The sequence below is a fragment of the Pseudoalteromonas atlantica genome (assembly GCF_043641955.1).
Taxonomy (GTDB): Bacteria; Pseudomonadota; Gammaproteobacteria; order Enterobacterales; family Alteromonadaceae; genus Pseudoalteromonas; species Pseudoalteromonas atlantica_A.
Map to the genome: position 1 here is coordinate 55,421 of NZ_JBHZRV010000009.1, position 24,518 is coordinate 79,938.

General features: G+C 41.6%; 17 protein-coding genes. 3 read left to right on the forward strand and 14 right to left on the reverse strand.

Annotation, left to right across the window (positions count from 1 at the left end):
* From ACHUE3_RS16140 to ACHUE3_RS16170, 7 genes are all read right to left on the reverse strand, one after another.
* A complete protein-coding gene (locus tag ACHUE3_RS16140; RefSeq protein WP_394193379.1) occupies nucleotides 1-1,920 on the reverse strand; it encodes a DUF1800 domain-containing protein in 1,920 nt (639 codons plus the stop codon).
* A 344-nt stretch (nucleotides 1,921-2,264) separates the two neighbouring features.
* Nucleotides 2,265-2,807, reverse strand: coding sequence for a PH domain-containing protein (locus ACHUE3_RS16145; RefSeq protein ID WP_394193486.1), 543 nt, complete (start codon nucleotides 2,805-2,807; stop codon nucleotides 2,265-2,267).
* Nucleotides 2,808-2,930: 123 nt separating this feature from the next.
* On the reverse strand, nucleotides 2,931-7,241 hold the full coding sequence (gene pulA, locus ACHUE3_RS16150) for a pullulanase-type alpha-1,6-glucosidase (protein ID WP_394193380.1): 4,311 nt from the start codon (nucleotides 7,239-7,241) through the stop codon (nucleotides 2,931-2,933).
* A 21-nt stretch (nucleotides 7,242-7,262) separates the two neighbouring features.
* Nucleotides 7,263-10,142, reverse strand: a complete 2,880-nt coding sequence (locus ACHUE3_RS16155) for a TonB-dependent receptor (RefSeq protein ID WP_394193381.1) — start codon at nucleotides 10,140-10,142, stop codon at nucleotides 7,263-7,265.
* Nucleotides 10,143-10,444: 302 nt separating this feature from the next.
* Nucleotides 10,445-11,062: a LysE family translocator gene (locus tag ACHUE3_RS16160; protein WP_394193382.1), complete on the reverse strand. Its 618-nt coding sequence runs from the start codon at nucleotides 11,060-11,062 to the stop codon at nucleotides 10,445-10,447.
* Complete coding sequence (locus tag ACHUE3_RS16165; protein ID WP_394193383.1) at nucleotides 11,063-11,245, reverse strand: hypothetical protein; 183 nt, start codon at nucleotides 11,243-11,245, stop codon at nucleotides 11,063-11,065.
* A gap of 17 nt (nucleotides 11,246-11,262) precedes the next feature.
* Nucleotides 11,263-11,661 carry a DUF3224 domain-containing protein gene (locus ACHUE3_RS16170; RefSeq protein ID WP_394193384.1) on the reverse strand — a complete coding sequence of 133 codons (399 nt, stop codon included), beginning with the start codon at nucleotides 11,659-11,661 and terminating at the stop codon, nucleotides 11,263-11,265.
* 74 nt (nucleotides 11,662-11,735) lie between these two features.
* Between ACHUE3_RS16170 and ACHUE3_RS16175 the strand changes: the two genes are divergently transcribed.
* The gene (locus tag ACHUE3_RS16175) at nucleotides 11,736-13,517 is read left to right on the forward strand and encodes an ABC transporter transmembrane domain-containing protein (protein WP_394193385.1); all 1,782 of its coding nucleotides are present in this window, start codon (nucleotides 11,736-11,738) and stop codon (nucleotides 13,515-13,517) included.
* A gap of 349 nt (nucleotides 13,518-13,866) precedes the next feature.
* Here ACHUE3_RS16175 and ACHUE3_RS16180 read toward each other — a convergent pair whose 3' ends face one another.
* Both ACHUE3_RS16180 and ACHUE3_RS16185 read right to left on the reverse strand, forming a co-directional pair.
* Nucleotides 13,867-14,499 (reverse strand): YiaD family glycine zipper/OmpA-like lipoprotein, encoded by a 633-nt coding sequence (locus ACHUE3_RS16180; RefSeq protein ID WP_394193386.1) that lies wholly within the window; start codon nucleotides 14,497-14,499, stop codon nucleotides 13,867-13,869.
* A gap of 74 nt (nucleotides 14,500-14,573) precedes the next feature.
* A complete protein-coding gene (locus ACHUE3_RS16185; RefSeq protein ID WP_394193387.1) occupies nucleotides 14,574-15,374 on the reverse strand; it encodes a substrate-binding periplasmic protein in 801 nt (266 codons plus the stop codon).
* A 123-nt stretch (nucleotides 15,375-15,497) separates the two neighbouring features.
* Between ACHUE3_RS16185 and chrA the strand changes: the two genes are divergently transcribed.
* Nucleotides 15,498-16,649, forward strand: coding sequence for a chromate efflux transporter (chrA, locus tag ACHUE3_RS16190; RefSeq protein WP_394193388.1), 1,152 nt, complete (start codon nucleotides 15,498-15,500; stop codon nucleotides 16,647-16,649).
* Here the strand turns inward: chrA and ACHUE3_RS16195 are convergent.
* Genes ACHUE3_RS16195 through speA form a run of 4 tightly spaced genes read right to left on the reverse strand, consistent with a single transcriptional unit; the run spans nucleotide 16,609 to nucleotide 21,598 of the window.
* Nucleotides 16,609-17,835 (reverse strand): mechanosensitive ion channel family protein, encoded by a 1,227-nt coding sequence (locus tag ACHUE3_RS16195; protein WP_394193487.1) that lies wholly within the window; start codon nucleotides 17,833-17,835, stop codon nucleotides 16,609-16,611. The genes chrA and ACHUE3_RS16195 overlap by 41 nt on opposite strands.
* A 29-nt stretch (nucleotides 17,836-17,864) precedes the next feature.
* Nucleotides 17,865-18,788: an acyltransferase gene (locus ACHUE3_RS16200; RefSeq protein ID WP_394193389.1), complete on the reverse strand. Its 924-nt coding sequence runs from the start codon at nucleotides 18,786-18,788 to the stop codon at nucleotides 17,865-17,867.
* Between the two features lie 19 nt (nucleotides 18,789-18,807).
* Nucleotides 18,808-19,686: an acyltransferase gene (locus ACHUE3_RS16205; RefSeq protein ID WP_394193390.1), complete on the reverse strand. Its 879-nt coding sequence runs from the start codon at nucleotides 19,684-19,686 to the stop codon at nucleotides 18,808-18,810.
* Between the two features lie 34 nt (nucleotides 19,687-19,720).
* The gene (speA, locus tag ACHUE3_RS16210; RefSeq protein ID WP_394193391.1) at nucleotides 19,721-21,598 is read right to left on the reverse strand and encodes a biosynthetic arginine decarboxylase; all 1,878 of its coding nucleotides are present in this window, start codon (nucleotides 21,596-21,598) and stop codon (nucleotides 19,721-19,723) included.
* Between the two features lie 199 nt (nucleotides 21,599-21,797).
* On the opposite strand from speA, the gene speE reads away from it, so the two are divergent.
* The gene (gene speE, locus ACHUE3_RS16215; RefSeq protein ID WP_394193392.1) at nucleotides 21,798-22,661 is read left to right on the forward strand and encodes a polyamine aminopropyltransferase; all 864 of its coding nucleotides are present in this window, start codon (nucleotides 21,798-21,800) and stop codon (nucleotides 22,659-22,661) included.
* Between the two features lie 193 nt (nucleotides 22,662-22,854).
* Here speE and ACHUE3_RS16220 read toward each other — a convergent pair whose 3' ends face one another.
* A complete protein-coding gene (locus ACHUE3_RS16220; RefSeq protein WP_394193393.1) occupies nucleotides 22,855-24,456 on the reverse strand; it encodes a methyl-accepting chemotaxis protein in 1,602 nt (533 codons plus the stop codon).
* Between the last annotated feature and the right edge of the window lie 62 nt (nucleotides 24,457-24,518).

A 24,518-nucleotide genomic window follows, 5' to 3' on the forward strand; every position in this document is an offset into this window, starting at 1 on the left:
CTAATACTGCAGGTTAAATTCAGGTGAAATGGCAATCATATACAGTAAGTACGATACTCTTTCTGGGTACTGGTCATCATCAAAATAAGCGTCTAAATCCCGTAAAGCTTGGCGTGTATGGTCACTCATAGAGCCAGCGTAATACACAACATTGTACTGATCTAGTAATGCCTCAATGCCATTGCTTTGTAGTATGTTCATATCGTTTTGAAGGTAAACATAAATGCTACTCGACTTTAACTCTGTTTGCCTCTCTGCGACACTCCACACTAGCTCAGAGTAGTGCTCGTTCATGGTACCAATTAATGTTGCATCACCTGCAATCTGCAGCTCTGGGGCTTGCAAACCATCAGCACGTAATTGAGCCGGTTGATAATCAGGCCTAAAAAAGTTAAATACCGAAGGTGAGCGCATTGGACCTTGGCCTAACTTGTCAAAGATATCCCACGTTCTGTACTCGTCATCTAATGATCTTGCATCAAGGTTGCGCCAAAACTGTACTACTTTAAGTATTGGTTCTTTAATCTTACCTTGATAGTTTAAAACAGCACCAAAATGGCGCGCTTCATCATCTAAATAAATGGCTTTTACAACGGCTGCTAAATCACCTCTTACCCCCTGACCATTATCATTAAATACGCTAGCAACGCGTTCAACATATTGCGATGTTGGATTAGAGGTTATCAAACGCTGAATAAGTTGCTTAGTAATGAACGGGGCAACATTAGGGTGGTTAAATAAGTTATCGAGTGCGATATCAAGCGATTCTTGAGGTCCATACCCTTGCGGGATAACTTGGCCGTTTAACAACACCTTTTGCTTATTTGAATGGTACTCTGCAAAGGCCTTCATAGGCTTAATGTAATTGCGATTTTTGCGCTTAAATGTTTCATTATCGGCGTATGTCCAACCGGTAAACACCCGAGCAAAACCTTCTATCTCTTCTTGAGAGTAAGTAGCAATGCTATTGCCTTGGGCATCGAGTTTTAACGTGCCATTAAGGTTTAGCTGATCTAACCCGATAGTGAATAGCTGCATTACCTCGCGAGCGTAGTTTTCATCAGGGCGAATGTTAAGTGTTTCATCCGCTTTTTCATTGCCTAAATGACTTAAATACGTTCCCATTACAGGAGAAAGTGTCACCGCTTCAAGCAAGTCCCTGTAATTACCAAATGCATGTTCAAGGAGTAAATCATAGTAGCCAACCATTGCTTCTGGCTCTGAGCGCAAACCATTATTAGCATCAGATACCACCAGAATTTCACTCAATGCAAATGCTACTCGCTGCCTAAGTTGGTCATCACTTCGCATGACCGCCTTCCACCAAGCGTCCACACGATTGATGTAGCCAAACTCATCTTCACCTGGACTTTTTGTTAAGTAATTGCGGTGATATCCGATTGGTAAGGCAATTTGCTGATCAAGCCACTGCTGCTCACTTAGCCCTTGTGCTTGACGTATTTCATTGAGTGTTGGTCCCATACTGCCTTGGTGCAATAATCGCGAACTGGCAAATTGGTCCATGCGATTAAACGCGGTGAAGCGGATACTTTGGGTTACAGCTGCCCCCTGATTATCCGTTGCAGTCACCGTAAAAACATACTCTTTTGGCGTAAAGCTAGACGCTGGGGCAAGATCAAGTGTTATTGAGTTAGCATTGGTAGGCTCAGCAAGCACTACTTGCCCTGCTGTTTGCTGCCATATAACACTTGCAATGCTACCATCTTCATCACTGGCTGTTGCAGTTAATGCAAGCGATTGCCCTTTAGCAACCTCACTAGGAGCGTTGGCAACAGAAATGGAAGGGGGTTTATTTTGCGTGACAACAGGTGCAACTTCGCTTTCGCTGTTACCGCCTCCTCCGCCACAACCACTGATTATACCGGCAATACTGAGTATCAAAAATAATCTATAATGCATATTAGTTCGACACCTCTAAACAAACGACGCCTATTTACAATGTAGCTATGACACCATTAAAACACAAACCAACACTAACAGCCCTAAGGCGTTTGTCGGGTATTTAAACGGCTGAAACGTTAGGCACGCAACAAGCTGTAAGAAAAATAATTACCTGTCTGTTTATTTGGTGCTTAGCTGATTAAAATACATGTTTAATATTTATACGATACGGGGCCGATAACGATCAGGTAAGGGGCTCAAATTGTATTGATACCCCTGCGTTCGTATGGCAGTTAAGGCTGGGAGTGTAGGATGTTTTCAGCTTTTATTTGTCTACTTATACCACTTAGCGATTGAAGTATTTACTTTTTTTCGTCCAGTAGTGTAACCATCATTTGCTCAATATTTTTTACGCTATAAGTTAATGCGCGCAGTAATTCTAACTGACTATCTGGCTCACTATTTTGTACAGTGCTCGGTTGTGAAGACGTTAGGTTATCTTTTTGCGTTAAAATCGCTTCACGAAATTCACTAGCATCAACCACACCCAATAACGATACTAATGCCCCTTGTCCAGATTGCCCCGCCGTTTCAAAGCTCAAGCGGTACAAACCAAATAAGCGCATTAGCGGGCCTTGGCTTAATCCAACATCGGTTATTTTTTCTAGCGGAATCGATTTTTCTACTTTAAAAAATACGCCACGCTTTACCACCAGCTTACGTTCTAAAAGTTCAGCCGACATAGCCGCTAAAATGCGACCACTGACAAGCCAAACAATCAACACAATAATGGGAATTAAAGGGATGCTGACAATACTGATTGTACTTATGCATAGTGCAAACACTAACCAGTAAGACTTTATTTTAGGATCAAATGCGGCAGTTTTTAAAACAGACTCAGACATCATAGTAATTTCCATATTTATTTTTAAATTTAAGATACGCTAAGTCGATGCTGACTGCAATTAGCACATAAAAAAGCCGAGCACCCAAACGGCTCGGCTTTTTAAGTTTATCTTTAAGATTGATTAGTTCTTAGTAATAAGCACTTTAACGTTGTCGCGATCTGGGCCTATCACAGTGAAAGTATAATTACCTTGCTCTGCTATAGAGAGGTTTATATTTGCACCAACCGCTTCTAGAGCAGCTTGTTCACCTATCATCACTACAGGTGACTCACCTGCACCGCCATAATCAATAGTACTCCAATCTTCTGAGGCTATTTTAAATTCATAATCGCCTACAGCTAAGTCGAGTGACGTGCTATACATCGCATTATCTTGATACATCAGTGGATTATCAGTGCCCCATCCGTTCAAACTACCGCGTAAAAACACCTGTGTATCAGCAAACATTTGCGCATCAAATACACTCAAAGTTGGCTCATCTAAGTTACTAGCATCAAACACAAATTGGTAATCACCGTCACTGGCAATATCAATCATCATATTTGCGCCTTTAACAGCGAGTAACTTTGCTTTAGCCACAGTCACAAGCGCATCAGACTCACCAGAGCCAAAATCAATTGTCTCCCAATCCTCAGAGGCTATTTTGAACTCGTAGCTGCCTGCGCTAAGTGTTTTAGTGAAAGTGTAAATACCTTTACCTTGGTACATTAACTCATCACTGGTACCCCATTCATTTAAACTACCTCTTACAAATACTGGCGTTCCTACAAACGGTTCTTCGTTATACACTTTAAGCGTGGGGCTTTCTTTATCACTGGCATCAAATGAGAACACGTACGTTGCATCTATAGCCGCTGTAAAGGTCATATTTGCCCCACTACGTGTTAATGCCTCAGGTTGGTTCTCTAGCACTTCTTTGTCTGCATCAGTGAGCGCACCAAAATCAACAGTTGCCCAGTCTTCAGAAGCTATTTTAAACTCGTAGTCACCCGCAGTAAGTGTAACAGCTACGCGGTATTCACCGTCGCCCATATACTCAAAGCTATCAGCTGTGCCCCAGTCATTAAGACTGCCACGCACATAAACTGTGGTACTACCAAATGGTACAACATCAGGTGCGCCAACCGTTGCATTAGCACTTAAACCTGCGCCTTGTGTATCACCTTGCGGTTTCACAAACACTGCCATCGTGTAAGCTGGCACAGTAAACGTGCCGTCAGTTTCGTTAGCACTAAAACTAACACCAGCCATATTGCTATCTACGCTGTTTTGCAGAGTTGGGTGTAATTCAAACCCTGTTGCTGTTGCAATTGTGTGTGATAGAACTTGCTCTGTCGCATTAATAACAACCACTAAAGCATCAAAGTTACTGTCTAGGTCAGTAAGACCTTGGCCATCATCCAAACTCATTACGATTAAGCCGTGTTGCTGGTTTTTACCCACATTATGAAAACCGACACGGTCGATAACATCTTGTTCAGTTGTTAATCTAAATAACGGACTTGCGCTTCGAATAGCCAGAAACTCTTGGAATACATCACCTGCATAGGCAATGTCTTGTGGCATTGCCTGTGCATCTGCATTAGCAGAGATAGGCATAATTTCAGACCATTTTTCTTGGTTCTTCTCTGCGTTAGGTAGACCAATGTTCCAGTTATTATTCTCTTTGGTTAAATCAACAGCATTAAACCAATCACCGGCATTATAACTATCACGATCCATTGACTTAGAACGCAGTAAATCAGCGCCCAGTTGCATAAACGGAATGCCTTGGCTCATTAGTGGAATAGACAATGCCATATTGTGCGCACGCACACGTTGCTCAATGCTCATGCTCGATGCATGCTTATATTGCAACTGATCCCACAGCGTTTCATTATCATGCTTTGATACGTAGTTAATGCTATCTGCTGGGTCTAATGCATACGCTGTTGGTTGCGTGTTCCAGCTAAAGCTATTACCTTTTGCCGAATTACCTTTAAAGTCTTTAAGAATGTAATTTTGTAAGTTACCTGCCAGCGATAAACGTAACGTATCTTGCTCCGCTAGGTTGCCATCTGTCGGGTTATTACTAAACATTGCACCACCACGCACGGCTTCACGAATACGGTCGTTAAATGTACCAACCTCTGAGCCAGCCATATCTGCCTGTTTAGCTTGGGTGAATAAACGATTGTTAGCTACTTCACCAAAATCCCAGCCTTCACCATAAAAATAATTATCAGGGTCGACAGCTTGCACTGCTTCACGCGCAGCTAATATTGATGATTTAGGCATGTGCCCCATTACATCAAAACGGAAGCTGTCATAACCAAAGTCACGAGCAAGAATAACCATTGAATCACTAACAAACTTATCCATCATCACATGTTCAGTTGCTGTGTTTTCACAGCACGTTGAGCGTTCAATCGCCCCAGATACTTCGTTATAACGGTGGTAATAACCAGGCACTAGTTTGTCGAAGACTGATTTTTCCCAAATACCTGATGACGTTGTGTGGTTATAGACCACATCAAGTACTACACGAAGTCCTACTTCTTGTAGTGATTGCACCATGGCGCGTGTTTCAAGTACACGAGCAATGCCTTCGCTGCTTGATGCATATGAACCTTCAGGCGCAATAAAGTGATGAGGGTCATAACCCCAGTTAAAGCCGTCTAAATCACGCATCGCACTGGCTAGTGCTTGTGCATCATCTGAGCCAGGTAGGTAACTTTGCATAATATCGACAATGGTGCTGTTTTTATCTTCAATTTTACATGCATCCGCTTCATCGTTGATACGCTCACACAATTTACCTAAGGTGTCTGTAATTTCCACACGCTCTGAAGCATCTTCTTCAATGGTGCCAATATCAGTCACTGGAAGTAAATGAAAGTGTGTTAAGCCTTTATCAGCTAATTGCTTAAGATGCTGCATTGGCACGCTTTCAAGTTCAGTGAATGCAAGGTATTTACCGCGGTTTGCTTCGCTCACTGACTGATCGCGAACACTAAAATCACGTACATGGCCTTCATAAATAACCGCATCTTCTGGGTTAGTAATAGTAGGCACAATACGCTCATCCCAACCTTCTGGTTTAGTGTCGTCATCGCTCAAGTTAATTAGCTGTGAATAAAGCCCATTACTCGATACATTGAGTGAGTAAGGGTCGGTACTCCATAAGCTTTCAATTGCTTTAGTGGTTGGGTGATAAACATCAAATGCAAAACGGAAATAATGGCGGTCGTATTTACTATCTAAACTGATAGACCAAATACCTGTGTTGCTATCAAAAGTCATCGCACTGCTATCAACTTGCGTTTTATCTGCATCAAAAACCGTGATCATCATATTATTTGCAGTGGGTGCCCAAACCGATACATCGATTGCATTGTTATTATAATGCACACCTAGCATGGCTTCATTCGCGTCGCTTTCGCCTTGAGTGTAAAGTGCGTCTAATGCTTTTGCTGATTGTACAAAGGTCGCTTCTAGTAGCTTGCCTTCGGCATCGTAGCCTGCAACAACAAGCTGTTGCTTTATAAGCTGCTTTGCAGCGTCCGCATCCCAACTACCTTGATAAGCGGTCCAATCCGTTAAGTGTGGTACTTTTGCAGCTTGCTCATCACTTAACTCGGTTGCAGTCAGCTCAACGGTTTCACCATTTAGCCCAGTGTCTAAATCAACCACCAAGTCAGCAGTTGCAGAAGAGTGCAACTTAATGATTTGTGTAAGCTCATTACTTGGCTTATACAATACTGTATTTAAATCAATCCAATGTGCTGATGCTCCATCAATCGCAACAGGGCGTTCACCTAGGCTTGCAACTGGAAATTCAAAAACTGAAGGCTCACCATCAAAAGTAAAGTTCATACGTACAAAGCGTTCATCGTCTTGCATCAATGGCATGGTTAAATCCACATCACCATATGCTTTACCATCGCCATCCGTACCAATGTGAACAATAAAGTTAGCGCATTCGGTATAACCTTCTTTCAGCGCTACAATCCAGTAAGCACCATAGTTAGGATCAACACCATCATACTCATGTCCGTCAGCCCAATCGGTTGCATCAAACGGCGGCGCGTAGGCATCACAGCCATCGGTATTCCAAGAGTGTAAACGGTAGCCTTCGTATCCTTCATTTTCAGGGCGTTTATAAAATAATATCGCCTCACCCTCACCTGCAAATACAACTGGGTCTGGTAAGTCAGGGTTATAGCCATTGATGCAGCTTTCGTTATTTGCATCTGGAAATAACGGTGCATCGCAAGAAATAGGCTCAGGGTCAACGCATTGTGTTCCCTCTGCATTAGGGACTTGTGGTACATCGCAAGTTAATAAAGTTTGTCCTGCTTTGACATCGCTACTGCCTGCGCCACCGCAGCCAAAAAGTAGCGTTAAACTCACTGCCAATAGCAAATGAGTTACTTTAGTTATTATGTTCATTATTCGTGCTCCAATTTGCTATTAGTGACTATAGGTAAAACCTAAATAAACCTGACGGCCAAAATATTGGGTTGTCCCGGTGATACTTTCATTGCCAAAGTAACTCTGGGTTGGTTCATCAGTGAGGTTATTGACCTGTAGCAACATGCCAAATGAATCAGTAAATTGGTAAGAGGTTTGAAAATCGACTACGGTTTCAGCATCGAAATTAACTACCTGTTCGTTAATAGCCACTTGCTCTGATACAAAGTCAGAGCGATAACGCACATTAAGACGAGTTTCAAAGTTATCTAGACTGTAGAACAAGGTGCCGTTTAGTACGTTTTTAGACAAACCAGGTAAACCTTGCGTCACCGTATCACCACCTAAGCTGGTAATAGATTCAACTTCACTTTCTGTGTATGAGTAGCTGCCGTTGAAACCTAAGCCATCAAATGGTGCTGGCAACGATGAAAACACCTGCGTATAGGCAAGCTCAATACCGCGAATGTAACCACCGTTCGCGTTATTAACCGCTGTTGTGTATGTACCATTAGTGGTCGCAACTTGCTCACCACTGACTGGGTTTTCAATAAAGTCCGGCACATTGAAGCCATTACCTTTAAAGTCGAACCCTTCAATAGCAATAGTATCGATAAATGAATCAATATTTTTATAAAACGCAGCTAAGACTAGCGCCCCATCTGACTCATCAAAATAATACTCATAGGATACATCGTACTGATCGGCATAAAATGGTTTCAAGAATGGGTTATTAGTACTTGAACCATTAATTTTTCCTGAGGTTTTATCTGCTTGTGCACTGGCATCCCCTGCTAAACGATTAATAGGTGGACGCGACATTACTTTCGCAGCAGCAAAACGCAATTGCGTGTTGTCAGACAGCTGGAAGTTTAAGTTCAGTGACGGCAGGTAATCAACGTAATCAGTCCCTAGCACATTAGGTAAATAGTTTTGATTCACAATACCGATACTGTCGGTAATATTTTGTGCTCCGAGGGCTAAATCACCATTCACGTTTTCTAAAATAGTAGCGGATTGATCGGTATCTACCCGACGAACACCGATATTACCTAGTACTGGCATATCGCCAATTTCAGCGTTAATGTTAAGCATTGCATAGGCTGAAAACACTTCTTCATACACTGAGCCACTTTGCAGCATAGTCCATGAGTAATTCGTTTTATAACCTTGTGGATCAACCACACCATCTGCATTACCCCACGTGGTAACTGGCTGAGGAACACCTTGCGGGAACCACGCATTCAAGGCTTTGTCTAAATCAACTGCCAAATAAGATGGGAAATAACTAAACTCGCCCTGCCAATCAACAACATCAACCATATCATCGGTTAATTTAAGTGGCGGCTCGCTCGCTGAAAACGCACCATCATCTCCATACTCAAACACCGAGCGATTATTGCTGTATTCGCGGTCAGAATAACGTGCACCAAATTCAACAGAGCTAAACCAGCTGTTATCTAATTCATACTTAAAATCTAGGCGATACGCTTTAACTTCATCTTCATTTTTAAAAGGATAAATACCGTATTTACTCACCATCACACGATCAATGTCGCTAAATGCAGCCGCTTGATTAAAACCTACATCTGGTAAGTTCAATCCGTTGAGTTGATAATTTATTGATACGTTATTATCAAGAACAGGCTCTTGTGCGTTGGCATCTTCTGCCACTAACGCCCACAATAAGCCATTACGGAAATTACTTTTTGCGCTCGACAGTGATACGTCCATATTAACGTTTAAGCGATCTGTGACTTGCCAATCAGCATTGATCCCGTAACTATCCACTTCATCAAAGTCTTGATTGTCGTCGTTTACAATTTCGACGCGCGTATAGCTTTTTGAGGTACGGTTAACTGAAGCACCGATTACTGAGTTGCCTTCTAATTGCGCATTCGCATAGCTTGCGCTGGGGCCACCTAATTTAACCCGAAAACCACGGGCAAACGATTCAGTATCAAAACGAGATAAAAACACATCACCTTTAAGCTTAAAATTATCTACCGGAGCCCATTCAATAGCAGCCATGTAGCCATTTCGAGTTTCTTCACCGCCTAAATGCTGAAGCTCAAAGCCTTCACTGATATATTCGTTTTCAGGTTTAAGCTCTGGGCCATTGGTGTCATTTGCGAGTCCATCCACATCTTTATTATCGTTATAAGCAAGGCCAATAAATTGCGTTGCAACGCTTGGTTGAAATAAACGCGCATAGCCCAGTGCAACACCTAACGTGTCATCAAGGTACTTACCCTGATACGAAAAACTAATGCGATCACCATATTCAGTGGCATCATTAACCTCGGATGCACGGTCATTAAACATACCTCGAGCATTAACCACAAACTTATGTTTTTTATCATTGCTTAATGGACTGGCTGTTTGCAGCTCAACAGTACCTGCAACACCGCCTTCAATAAGTGATGCTTTAGGTGATTTATACACAGCTGCAGAGCTAATCAGCTCTGATGGATACTGATCAAACTCAATGCTACGGCTACCACTGGTCGAAACCTGTTCGCGGCCATTTAAAGTCGAAAATACAAAACCTCCAGACATACCACGAATGTTTATTTCCGCAGCCTGCCCGCCTGTTCGTACCGCTGAAATACCGGGTAATCGCGTTAATGCATCAGCCATTGATACATCAGGCAATGCGCCTAAGTCATCGGCTGATAGCTGCTCAGATACCGTGTCTGTAAAACGCTTTTGATTTAATGATTGAATTAAACTACGACTAAAACCAGTGACCTCAATCACTTCTAAGTCATCATCTAATTTTGGCTTTACTGCTGCTTTTTCATCGTTTTCAGCTGCAGCTAATGCACTACTTGCGGCAAACATTGCGAGCATTAATGCACTCAGTTTGAATTTCCCCATGAGCTTCCTACCCTATTAATATTATAGTTGTGTGCTGTTTATTTCTAATTGGTGGATAAAATAGAACCAACAAAGTGTAACTAAAAAGTAAATTAAGTGTGATGAATACGTATGCATAAATAAGGACAATAGCTACAAAGGAGATGCATTTAGTAACTAAGTGCTGCGATCGTGTAGATAACGTCAAATGAATCCACTTAGTAACAAAAGATTCAGTTTCACGTCTTTATTTCAAGGAGGAATTTAGTATTGCTAAAAGCAGCTTTTAGAGTAGGTGGTAAGGATTAGTAAAAATTAATAATCTACATCATTAGAACTACTCTTATTGCTAGCCCTATAAAAACTACAGCCAATATTTTATCAAGCCAAGGGGAGGGTTTTGTAAAAGCAAAGCGCTTTTTTGAAAGCTCAGTCAACGCTGCAACAATCACATACCAACCAGTATCAATGATAAACACAGTGAAACACATGATCATGCCAACCTTGAGATTCAAGTTTTCAGGGTCAATAAACTGTGAAAACAAGGCTAAAAAGAAGACCGCTAATTTAGGGTTTAAAAATGCTATAGCAAAACCATCTTGCATTGCATGTTTTGCACTGCCGCTTTGCTGAGCTACTTGTAGTTCATCATCACAGGGTTTTGCTAATAAGATTTTAAGGCCTAGGTATGCTAAATAAGCTGCCCCTAAATAGACTAATGCTTGATATACAATAGGAAATTGTAACATTAGTGTACCGAGACCAAGTAATGATGCAGCGGCATAAAAACCCACTCCAATACCGTGGCTAAGTGCCGACAACATGCCATTTTTCATACTGCCATGAATGCTGTGTTTTAATACCACAGCAAGGCTGGGCCCAGGCGACATCGCGCCCATCATACAAATAGCCACAAGGCCTAACCACGTAGAGAGTGTCATTTACAGCTCGTCAATTTCAATAAATAATGTATAACCATGCACTTGCCCATAGAAACCTGTTATAGGTACTGCGCTAATTACTTTCCAGCCATCTTGGTTTAATTCCTGTATGCGATCATTCAACGCCGCTATATTTACCCCACCCAGAAAACGGGTTTTCCTAAATTCGATTACTTTTTGCATTTCAGTCCTTGTGTACCTTATAACGTGTATTGAAAATCGTAGTGATGAACACCGTTTTCAATACGTATTTTCATACTGCCAGCTAATCCTTCTAGCTCATCAGCACCCGAGTCGGGAATTACATTTAAAATTAGGCTGTCTTGTCCTTTATCCATAGTACCAAAATGCTGTAATACAAAGCTGCCTTGTTTGCCTGTAAGCGTGCCAACCACTTGCTCAATTGCCACATAACCGGCACTGCCTTGAGTGGCGGTCATGGCACTGAGCATTTCGCCAGTGCTGCTTGCTTCAAGTTCACCGCTAAAGGTTTTATCAATCGACATACGACCTAAATTGATACCATCGATTCCTTTTGCATAGCCTTCAATAGGATTAAGTTTAACGCTAAATTCGCCCGATACCTTTTCAATTGCCATGGTTAGTCCCTTCGTTATTGAAATTATGATTTAAGTAACCATATCTATACCTTATCCATCAAAAAGAATCCAGCATGAGCACCAGCAAAGCCGAACCTAAAGACAAAGCTGCTTTTAGTAGTTTAATCCCGATTTTTCAGTTTATTAAGCCTTATAAATGGGTGGTTTTTTCGGCCCTTATGGCACTCTTTGTAACAGCCGGAGTTAATTTATCGCTCGGACAAGGCGTTAAATTTGTTATTGACCACGGCTTTATAGCAGGTTCACAAGAGCAACTTAAGCAGGCCGTGTTTGTGCTTATTGGCCTGATAAGTTTATTAGCAATAGGCACATTTAGTCGTTTTTACTTAATGTCATGGATTGGTGAGCGCGTCAGTAACGATATCCGCAAAGCCGTATTTGATCGCATAGTTACCCTACACCCGAGTTACTTTGAAGAAAACCGCAGTGGTGAGCTGATGTCACGCTTAACGACAGATACCACGTTGTTGCAATCCATCATTGGCTCGTCATTCTCTATGGCATTACGCAGTGCGTTAATGCTTATCGGCGGCTTAGCGATGTTACTTATCACAAATCTCAAACTTACTTTGGTCGTGATTGCCTGTGTGCCATTAGTGTTAGTGCCCATGATGGTTTTTGGTAAAAAGGTGCGCAAACTTGCCAGCTCAAGCCAAGATGCAATAGCAGATATCAGCACCTACGCTGGAGAAATTATTCAAAATATTAAAGTTGTACAAAGTTACAGTCACGAACAACGTGAACAACACGCTTTTGCGCTTGAAACGGATAAAGCGTTTGCTGTCGCGAAAAGCCGTATTAAACAACGCTCATTTTTAATTGCCGCTGTCATTTTCTTAACGTTCAGTGCGATTAGCATCATGCTGTGGGTAGGTGGTAATGATGTACTTGCAGGTACTATGACAGGCGGTGAATTAGGTGCCTTTGTGTTTTACGCTATTATGGTCGCTATGTCAGTGGCGACCGTTGCCGAAGTGTATGGTGAATTACAACGTGCGGCTGGAGCTGCGGCCAGATTACTTGAATTATTAGCAGTGAAAAGTGAAATAGTTAACCCAACGCACCCACAGGATGACACATTACATTCTAATCCTCAGTCGTCAGCTATTGAGCTTAATAATGTGACTTTTAATTATCCGTCTCGCCCTGATGTCAGCGCACTAAAAAACGTTTCATTACGTATACAAAAAGGGCAAACTGTCGCGATTGTTGGGCCCTCTGGTGCAGGCAAAACAACCCTTTTCGAATTACTGCAACGTTTTTATGACCCAGCCAATGGTGATATTAAATTTCATGATATTAATATTAAAGACTTGTCTCTGAAAACACTTAGGGACAGCATGGGCATGGTTGCACAAAACCCAATTTTATTTAGCTCAGATGTCATGCACAATATTCGATATGGCAACCCTGACGCCTCAGACGAGCAGGTCTATCAAGCCGCTAAATATGCCCATGCAGATGAGTTTATTACTAGTTTACCAAATGGTTATGAGAGCTTTTTAGGTGAACAGGGTGTGCGTTTATCTGGCGGTCAAAAACAACGCATAGTATTAGCACGAGCAATATTAAAAGACCCTGCAATACTGCTACTTGATGAAGCAACGAGCGCTTTAGACGCACAAAGCGAGCAACATGTTCAAGCCGCGCTTGAGCATTTAATGCAAAACCGCACCACACTGATCATTGCGCATCGTTTAGCAACGGTAAAACATGCTGATGTGATTGTTGTCATGGAACAAGGAAAAATTATTGCTACAGGCACTCATCAACAGCTCATTGAGACTAACCCGCTTTACAAACAACTGTGTGAACTGCAATTTAATAAAGATTAGGGTCTGTTGACCTTTGCAGATTAAAATTTGTTCAAACTAGGGGCGGTTTAATCGCGGCGCGAGGTTTGTAACCTAGTGGGCTAAGTCAAAACCGAGCAAAGCTTCCGCGTCCTGCTCACGCCCCTTACCTATATCCATGTAGGCAACAAAGAGTAAATCGCCCCTAGGCAGAACCCGAAGGGCAGCGCCTGTTTGGCATTGATGCTGCGTTATCACCTATTTATGGGGAATAACCACACTACATAGGCGCTGCCTTGCCTAAATACCAAACAGACTGCTGTAAATTTAACCTTGAAAGGTCAACAGACCCTAAAACATGACCGCACACTGTGCGGTCAAATATACTAAATTATTTTTTTGTATTCGGTACTATTTGAATCTCAACACGGCGATTTTGTGCGCGACCATTAGCACTTTCGTTACTTGCGATAGGCTGTGTTTCACCATAGCCTCGCGTGCTGATACGCGCGGCTAGAATTTGCTGGTTTACTAAGTAGCCTTTTACGCTTTGCGCGCGTTGCTCTGACAGCGTCATATTGTAGCTATCTTTACCTGTGCTATCAGTGTGGCCTTCAATACTAAGATACGTTTTTTCGTATTTATTCATTACTTTTGCAATGGCATCAAGGGTGTTGTGAAAACCAGATGAAATATACGATTGATCAGTAGCAAAGGTAATGTTAGATGGCATAACTAAGCGTAAATTATCTCCCTCACGCACCACTTCAACACCAGAGCCTGCAAGTTCATCACGAAACGCTTCTTCTTGCTTATCCATGTAATCACCTACAGCAGCCCCGGCTAATGCACCAATTGCTGCGCCGATAAAGATACGCTTATCATCATGATCGCCTGTTGCTTTTCCAAGAACAGCGCCTGTAGCAGCCCCTATTGCAGCACCTGTGCCAGTATTATTCGTTTCACAGCCCGTGAGTAATACGCCGATGATTGTTGCAGATAAAAGTGATTTAGTTAATGTCATGCTTTGTCCTTGGAGATTAATTCGATTAGCTATGAGATTAGCAAGGCGTCCATGAACAAAAAATGAAGTACGTATTAAAAGTCCAGCATTTGTGAAGTGATAGGAGGTAGTTTGTACGGAGCAACAAGCTGGGTTAGCTGACCACTTAATGCCATTTGTTGCATTTGAATTTGGAGCTTTTGAGCAATCGGGCTTCTCGCAAAGTCTTTATTAAACGCAAGGTAGCCAAAAATGGTATCTTTATAACGATAGTCCATCTTGACTAATTTGTTGGAGGGTTGATTTAACACACTCATAGCATGATCAGCCGTATCTTCTACTGCAATCACTAAATCTACTCGCTCTTTTAATAACAAGTCCATAGCCGTTTGCTCTGTAAGCACTGGAACTTTTGTTAATTTTTCATCCTCGTTAAAGCGCTTAAAATAAGCGGCGCCTCGCATAACCGCTATTTTTTTCCCGTAGAGTTCGTCATAGTTGGCTATATTTAACTGACTTTTATGGCGCGCATAAAAAACAAATGACGATGACAAGGCCATATAAGCAGGCTTAACAAACACCATCTTTTGTTGGCGCTCAGGCGTTAATATTAGTCCCCCCATCGCATCAACTTCACCGTGTTCTAACATGCGTATGCAACGTGAAAATGGGCAACCAACTAATTCTATTTTGAATGACAGACGTGTTTGCATTGCTCTGACAATGTCAACAACTGCTCCACTGATCTCTCCATCTGGGGTAATTTGGCTGTAAGGTGGCGCATGATCAACAGCGATTGACACTTTAGGCGCTTTTGTTTGAGCATGAGACTCTACCGCAGTTAAGCAGGATGCTAAAAAGAAAAAAGTAACAAGAATATAACCAATAAATCGCATAGCTTATTAAATTTAATTAAACCTTTATTACATTGTAGACAGGTACAGGGTTTAAAAACCATTAAATGTCACATAAATTTGTCATAATGAAATAAAAGAGTCATAAGGGAAAATAGATCTATTATGTTATTTGCTATTTTTAAACAGTTTTTTTTACTTGGCTGTATGAGTTTTGGAGGACCTGCGGCACATTTAGGTTACTTTAAAAACCACTTTGTTGATAATTTGAAATGGTTAAATAATCAACGTTATGCACAGCTGATCAGCTTAAGTCAGGCACTCCCTGGGCCTGGCTCTAGCCAAGTTGGGTTTGCCATTGGTGTTGAGCGACACGGCTTGTCTGGTGGTCTTGCAGCCTTTATTGGGTTTACGTTGCCTTCATTGTTGATTATGCTGTTATTAGCACTCAGTGCACACCAGTTTGACAGCATTTACTTTGCTGTAGTGACAGGCCTTAAACTTTTTGCTGTGGTAATTGTGGCAGATGCAACTTTGAGCATGGCAAAGAGCTTTTGCACAAGCTGGGTATTAAAAGCATTAGCCTTAGCAAGTACAATACTGCTGCTAGTGCAACCTAACCTGATTAGTCAAATTGCTGTGCTTGTTATCGCTGCTACCATTGGCGCAATTTGGCCTTTACTAAAATTACCCAAAGATGTTGATACTCCGCCTTCAACAACCAGCCACATTAATTGGGTCGCATTGGGCTTATTTTCACTGTTGTTGGTACTGAGCTTTATACCTTTAAACGACCAAGCCGAACTGTTTGCGCCATTTTATCAAGCTGGTGCAATGGTGTTTGGTGGCGGTCATGTAGTTTTACCTATACTACAAGCAGGGGTTACAAACCTTAGCACAGAACAATTCTTAAGTGCGTATGCTAGTGCTCAGGCTGTACCCGGCCCCATGTTCACTATAGCCACTTATTTAGGTACGCAATTTTCTGACGTTAACCCAATTGTAGGCGCTTTGCTTGCTACGGTGCTTATTTTCTTACCAGGCTTATTACTGATGTTTGCGCTGCAAAAAAGTTGGTTGCAATTGGCTCAACGCCCTCGTTTTGCCAGTAGTATTGCCGCACTCAATGCAGCTGTAGTCGGTTTTCTAGCGGCGGCGCTGTACTCACCAATTTGGACTTCAGCGGTTCATAATATATGGCACATTGCACTTGTTGTTATTGCATTTGCCTGGTTGCGATTAGCAAAGCCACCTATATGGTGGCTACTTATCGGTTTTATTTTGGTTGGGCTTGGTCAGCAGTATTTGTCACTTTGATCGACGGTTTTGAACTATTCGGCTGTGTTGCAGGGCTAAACTGCCCTGTAACACTTTGATAAGGTCGTAAGTCAAACAGAGGTAACACTGCTAATAGATGATCCATAATTTCTGCTTGTAGATGCTCAAACGATATCCAGCGCTTATCTTGACTAAAGCAGTAAAACTCTATCGGCAAACCATGATTTAATGGCTGTAACTCACGCACCATCAGCGTCAAAGACGTGTTTATTTTTTCATGTTGTTTTAAGTACCCTTCAGCATAGCGACGAAACAGCCCTAAGTTTGATACTGGATCGGGTAATGTGCTTAACTTAATGAAATCTTTTAACACAATGGCTTGTCCCAATATGTTAGTGAGCTCATCATCTACAAGCCGAATGCTATTCATATCAATATTTAATGAGCGTTTTATACGGCGTCCGCCTGACTCCTGCATTCCACGCCAATTTTTAAATGACCCGGCCACCAGCATATAGGTTGGAATGGTGGTAATAGTATTATCCCAGTTACGCACTTTAACGGTGTTTAAACCCAGATCGATTACTTCACCATCGGCGCCATAATTTTCGACTTGGATCCAATCACCATAAGTTACCAAACGGTTTGCGGCAATTTGAATACTCGCAACAAACCCTAAAATGGTGTCTTTAAAAACAAGTAATGTCACTGCGGCAATTGCACCAAACCCAGAAAGAATATAAGTCGGTGATTTTTCAAGTATGATACTCACGATCAAGATTGCACAAATCATAAAGGTGATCAATTTAACAACTTGGATCAACCCTTGAATAGGCACTTCACGGGCAAACTCAAGCTGATTATAAATCCCACCCGCAATACTCACTATGCTACTGATAATAAAACCGATATGGATGATTAGCAGTGTTTGCCCGATGATTTTAAAAACTTCAGCTGAAAATTCACCGACTGGGTAAATGCTATCAAACGTGGCTAAAAACAAAACGCAACATAACATACCAGCAAAACGACGATTCAGCTTAGTTAGCATAGGTGCAAGTAAGCCAATTCGCTCTGGCGATAACTTAGTCACCACAGCTTGAATACCCGGCAACATTAAACGCCCAGTAAACAAATAAACCAAAAGTAGTGAACATACACCAATAGCAGTGGCACTCAGCGCACTGAGAACTGCAGCATCTGGAACGCCTTCAAACCAAGGCATAATGAGTTGCTGTAAATGCGTTTGTTTAGTCACTGTATTTTTATCTCCTTATCATCCATTACTACTGGGTCAGTATTGTACTGTGCATATGCGTGAGCTAACTCACTGTCTTTTGTCATCCATAACTGGTTAATGCTTTTTTGAAATTGCTCTCGAAACGCTGTGTCTTGCTGGTAATTACCTAATAAATTTGGACTTACAGGTGTTAATGTAATGCCAACTGTTATCTTTTTTAACTGTCCACGCAGAAAGCTAGCACAAATATGGTCACTTTTAGCGTTATACACCAAAGTGGTGTTGAGTATGGCATCAAATTGCTCCCCGAGCACTTCTAATGCAAAGGCAACGCCACCCGCTTTAGGTTTAAGCAAGTGTTTAAAGGGGCTGCTTTGAGCCTGATGCTTTAAAACAGTAAAACGCGTGCCTTCAACAAAATTAATGATCGTTGTTGGGTGACTACGGAAATTTCGACAACTGCGTTTTGTGCGTTCTACATCGAGCCCTTTTAATTGCGGGTTACGTGCAATCTGTGCTTTCGACACGCGCTTCATAAATGGCATACCCATTGCCCATGCACCTGAGCCAATCAAAGGTACATACTTCAACTCATCCTTTAAAAAGAATTTTGGCGCAGGCAGCGCATCTATTGCACTTAATACGACGATATCAAGCCAACTTAAGTGGTTTGAAACTAACAAGTACCAGCCATGCTTGTTTACATCACCTGCAATCTTGATATCAAGCTGCGCATTACTTAAATTTAAGCCAATTCGGTTTCCACTACACCACCCTCGATAAGCACAGTGTAATAAGTCACTTACCCATGCAAAAGGTAATACAAGCTTTATGACACCTAGTATTAAAACTAATATGCCCCACAGCAAAGTATTGCTAAATAGTACCGTGCCTACAAGCAGGCCGTTTAGCCAATTCGGTATGATTTTATTTAGCATATAAACTCGCTTTTTATAATCACTTAGATTGCTGCTCTAATTTGATAATTTGCTGTTCTTTTTCTTCCCACAATCGGTTTAACTCCGACTGAAAGCGCACTCTAAACTCATTATCAGCGGTGTAATCCCCGATTAACTCAGGGCTGACTGGCAACACTTCAACATGAACATTGATATTTTTTACACGCCCGCTGGCAAAGTCGACAAAAGTAGGAATACCATCGGGGTACTGAATAGTCACATTAACCACTTTTGATATTTGCTCTCCCATCGCCTGCATCACAAATGCAATACCACCGGCTTTAGGTTTAAGTAAATGTGGAAACGGGCTTTTTTGACGCTGATGCTTTTCCTGAGTGAAACGTGTCCCTTCTACAAAGTTTACGATGCTCACAGGCATTTCTTTAAACTTCTCGCAGGCTTTACGGGTTGTTTCTAAGTCTTTACCACGCAATTTAGGGTTCTTTTTAAGTTGGCTTTTACTGGTGCGGGTCATAAATGGAAAATCTAAAGCCCACCAAGCCAAACCAAGCACAGGCACATAGATAAGCTCCTTCTTCAAAAAGAAATTTAAAAACGGAATTCTGCGATTTAATAAGCGCTGCAATACTAGGATATCGACCCAGCTTTGGTGGTTAGCAATAATCAAATACCAGTCTTTGAGCTTAACTTGCTCAAGACCGGTCACATTTAGTTGATACGGTGTAAATACATTTTGATTGAGTGAGTTGCAGGTCACCCACATAGTGGCGCATTTTTTAGCTGCCCAACTCATGGCTTTTTGCAATGGTTTAATTGGCAGTAATTTTATTAAGCCAAAAATAAAAATGGGAATAAACCAAATCACAGTATTTAGGGCGTAAAAAAACATACTAAAAACACAGCGGATCATAGACATTACGACTTAATTCCTTTCATTAAATTGTCTGATATTAATCTTCAAAATAGGTGTAACCAGCTAACCCTGCATTTAGCTCAACTAAATACTGCGCTTTCTCTGCGTCACTAACGGTTAATTCTGCAATCGTGTTGGCAAAGTTCTCAGCTAAAATTGCGCTATCATAGTCAACAAACTTTAATACATCCTTAACGCTATCACCTTTTATTGCGTTGGTTAATTGGTAACCTTGTTCGTTCAGCTCCACATGCACTGAGTCTGTATCGCCAAACAAATTATGTAAATCTCCTAAAATCTCTTGGTACGCGCCAACCATAAACATAGCAATATGGTATTGCTGGCCAGGCTGATACTGAGGAATAGGTAAACTTGTTTCAATGCCTGCACCTTCGACATATTCACGAATTTGACCGTCTGAATCACAAGTTATATCTTGAATAATCGCCCGTTGTGTTAATGGTTTATTCAAGTTTTCTATTGGCATTACAGGAAATAGTTGTTGGATACCCCAAACATCTGGCAGTGATTGAAACAATGAAAAGTTCACAAATAATTTATCTGCTAGCTTTTCATTTAAATCATCTAATACTTCGCGGTGAGCACGAGCATTGCTTAAAGACGCGCGAACGCGATGTAGAATAGTGAAATACAGCTGCTCTATTTTCGCCCACTCCATCATACTCACTAACCCATGTACGTATTGATCATGTGCTTCGCTGAATAGATGCATTGCATCGTGGTAGATTTCTAAAGCCATACGTGGAGTTAAACGTTGTAAACATTGCCACATTTCATCCAACACTAACACGCTATTTGGCTCTGGAGCGCTTGGGTTAGCGTAATTAGGGGCGGTTTCAACATCAATCACATCCGTAATCAAAACGGCGTGATGGGCTGTGAGTGCACGGCCTGACTCAGTAATAATAGCGGGATGAGTAAGCGTATGTTGCTCACACACTTCTGCGAATGCATTAACCACATTCCTAGCGTACTCATCAACTGTGTAATTCATAGAGCATGCACTGCGTGAGCCTGAGCCTTCATAATCAACACCTAAGCCGCCACCCACATCAACGGTGTTCAGTGGCACACCTAATTGGGTCAGTTCAGCAAAGTGACGAGCGCACTCGCGTAACGCCCGATGAATGTCGCGAATATTGGCAATCTGAGAACCAATATGAAAATGTACCATTTGCATCAAATGCAATTTATTATGCTGCTTAAGCACTTCAACAGCACTTAACACTTGTCCTGCTGTTAAGCCAAACTTACCTTTTTCTCCACCGGTATTTTGCCACTTGCCTTTACCAACCGAATTCAAACGGATGCGGATGCCAATTGCAGGTTCAATGCCTAAATCTTCAATTTCAGCCAGTAAAGTGGTTAATTCCGATAGTTTTTCGACCACTATTTTGACTTTGTGCCCCATCGCCTGACCAATACACGCAAGTCGTAAAAACTCACTGTCTTTGTAACCATTGCAGACAATTGTAATCGGTGAGGTGGCAACGCCAAGTATAGCCATAAGCTCGGGCTTTGAACCTGCTTCAAGACCCACTAAGCCACTTGGGTGTGCTAATAACTTACTTACAACCGAACGCTGTTGATTTACTTTAATTGGATATACACACGTATACTGACCTTGATAGTCGCGAGCACCACGTGCTTTACAAAATGCACTAGTGAGCGTGTCTACTCGATTTTGTAAGATATCAGTAAATCGCACCAGTACGGGTAGCGTTAACCCTTGCTTTTTAAATTGCTCTGTTAATTCGCTTAACGAAATTGCCGTTTTAGTTTGATCGCCATCAGGATAAGCGACCAACTCGCCTTGGCTGTTTATATCAAAATAACCGTCACTCCAATGTGCAACGTTATAAGTAGCGCGTGCTGTGTCTAAACCCCAAGTCATGGCAAATCTTCTTAAGTTAACTGTTTGGCGGAATCGGTTATTTTAATACGTCATAACATCCTACGCTAACAAAAATTAACCTTTAAGCCAAAGTGGGAAGAAAATATTCGCTATACTATAAAAATTTCATTGAGCAAACCGCCAACCACTGGCAGAATTGCCCCCTTTTTCTTACTCAACTAAAAGTGTAGCTAGCGACATGGCAAATTTAGATCAAAGCAAATGGTTTACCGAAATCAGTGAACGCGACGGCAGTGCGTTTTCTCTACGTATTAATAAAAAATTAGACGAGAAACAATCTCCTTTTCAAAAAGTTGAGATGTTCGAAACCACTGATTTTGGCAACTTAATGATTATTGATGGTTGCACAATGGTAAGCAGTCGTGAAAACTTCTTTTATCATGAAATGATCAGCCACCCAGCTTTATTAGCACATCCAAATCCTAAAAATGTAGTTATTATTGGTGGCGGTGACTGCGGTACGCTACGTGAAGTACTAAAACACACAGGTGTTGAGTCAGTGACACAAATTGATATCGACGAAGTAGTTACACAAATGTCACTTAAGTATTTTCCTGAACTGTGCGAAGCAAACCAAGACCCACGTGCCACAGTGATGTTTGATGATGGAATTAAATACATGCGCGAAGCGGCGCCTGAGTCAATCGATATTGTAATCGTTGATGGCACAGACCCCGTAGGTCCGGGTGAAGGCTTATTTAATCACGCCTTTTACACCAGCTGCCTAAAAGCATTACGCCCTGGCGGGATAATGGTACAACAAAGTGAATCACCTCTAATGCATATGCCTTTACTTGTTGAAATGCGTGATGCAATGACTGAGGTGGGCTTTAACGACTTACAAACATTACCATTCCCGCAACCTATTTACCCAAGTGGCTTATGGTCGGTAACACTCGCGCGTAAAGATGAAGAATTTGCAGGATTTAGGGAAGATGCAGCTACTGACCTTGCAAAGAGTACAGAGTATTACAACAGTGGGATTCATTATGGTGCGCTTGCAACACCAAACTTTATGAAGCGCGCATTCGATAAAAAATAAGCAGATAACCCTCGAAGTTGATTTGAATTTAAATGTCGTGAAATAGGGGCTTAGTAGCCCCTTTTTACTTTAATACGCCCAAACCACCTAAAGGTGCCAGTTTCAGTTGAAATTAAAAGCGATTCAGGCAAGGCATTAATTGCAAGTAATAGTGGTTCTATTGTTAAAATTAATAACGCAGTATAAATCGTTTTTAAACCTTAAAACGTTTCACTAAATTGCTTAACTCACCTGTAAGTTGATTCATCCTAAGTGCCACATCTTCTGTTGAGCGAGCAAGCTCTCCACCTTGTAATGTTTGATCATTGAGCGATGATAAATTGTGACTTATTTCTTCAGCAACAGTTGTTTGCTCATCCGTTGCATGCGCTGTTTGCATCGCCATTTCATTAACTTTAATAGATGAGCTCTGCATAGCATTGAGTACATCCTTAGTTTGGCTAAATGATGCCACAGCATCATCTGCAAGTCCTTTACCACTATTAATAGCCGTTAAGGACTGCTCTACACTACTCGCAAACTGTTCGACCATATTTTGAATATCATTGGTGCTTTCTTGAGTGCGCGTTGCCAACGTTCGAACTTCATCAGCCACTACAGCAAACCCACGCCCTTGCTCACCAGCTCGGGCCGCTTCAATTGCAGCGTTCAGTGCAAGCAGATTAGTTTGCTCTGCAATTGCACGTATTACCTCTAAAACCTTGGCTATGTTGTCAGAGCTTTGCTGTAACTCTGTTGATTTATTACTAGCGTGTTCCATGTTTTCAGACAACGCGATAATTTTATTACTAGAGCTGGCGACGGCACTAAGCCCATCCTTAGCTAAAGCTTGCGAGTTATCGGCCTCTTTGGACGATTGCTGTGCTACACCCGCAACCTCACGACTGGCAACACTCATTTGATGGACTGCACTGACAATAGACTCTGATGCTTGGTTAAGTTTTTGGTTAACATTACTGTTTTGGTTTGCAAACTGGCTTAAATCCCCGCCCAAGGTGTTTAATTCATTCGCTTGCACTAAAATATCGCGTATAAGCTGCTGCAAATTATCTAAAAAGCGGTTAAATGCGGTAGCAAGCTCAGAAAATTCATCTTGGCTCTTGATTGATATTCGCCCAGTCAAATCACCATCGCCTGACGCTATTTCATTGATTCTATTAGTGACATAATTCATTTGTTTGGTTAATTGACGCGGAATTTGGTAACTAAACCACCCTGCGATTAGTAAGATTAGTGCGCTCATCAAAAGTAACAGCCACTTAGTGCTGCTAACCTTATCAATGAGCTTTTGCTTTTCAATTTTAGATACCGACTCAGCGCGCTCTCCTGCCTTATCTAAAATATCACGCAAAGCATTAAACTCACTATCAGCCGCCTGCCTTAGAGATTTGTTTTGGGGTGCGTTTATAAATGCCTCTGAAGCGGATAACCAACGAGAAAATGCCGTATCAAAATTATTAAAACTAGCGGTGATTTCTGGATAAACCGACAGGTAGCTTAAGTATTGATTAAAACGATCTGCAACCTGCTGCGCATTTTCACTGTGGCTTTGTAACTCTTCTGTGTCACCTTGTTTATTGGTAACTAAATTTAACTCCGCTACTTTAGCTTGATAAAGGTCTCTATCAGCATTTAAAACAACCGAAATTGCATTTAAAAAGCGCTCAGATTGGGCTTCAAGCGCAACTTTTTGCAAGTTAATTAAATAAGTATAACCTGCAATTAATACTATAATAGCAATACCTAACAGCACGATAGGTAATGAACTTTTGACACGAATGCTTTGTAACTTCACTTATCACCTCAGCATACTCATGAGCTTAAAGTATAAAGATAGTAGATAAACTTCGTATTGCC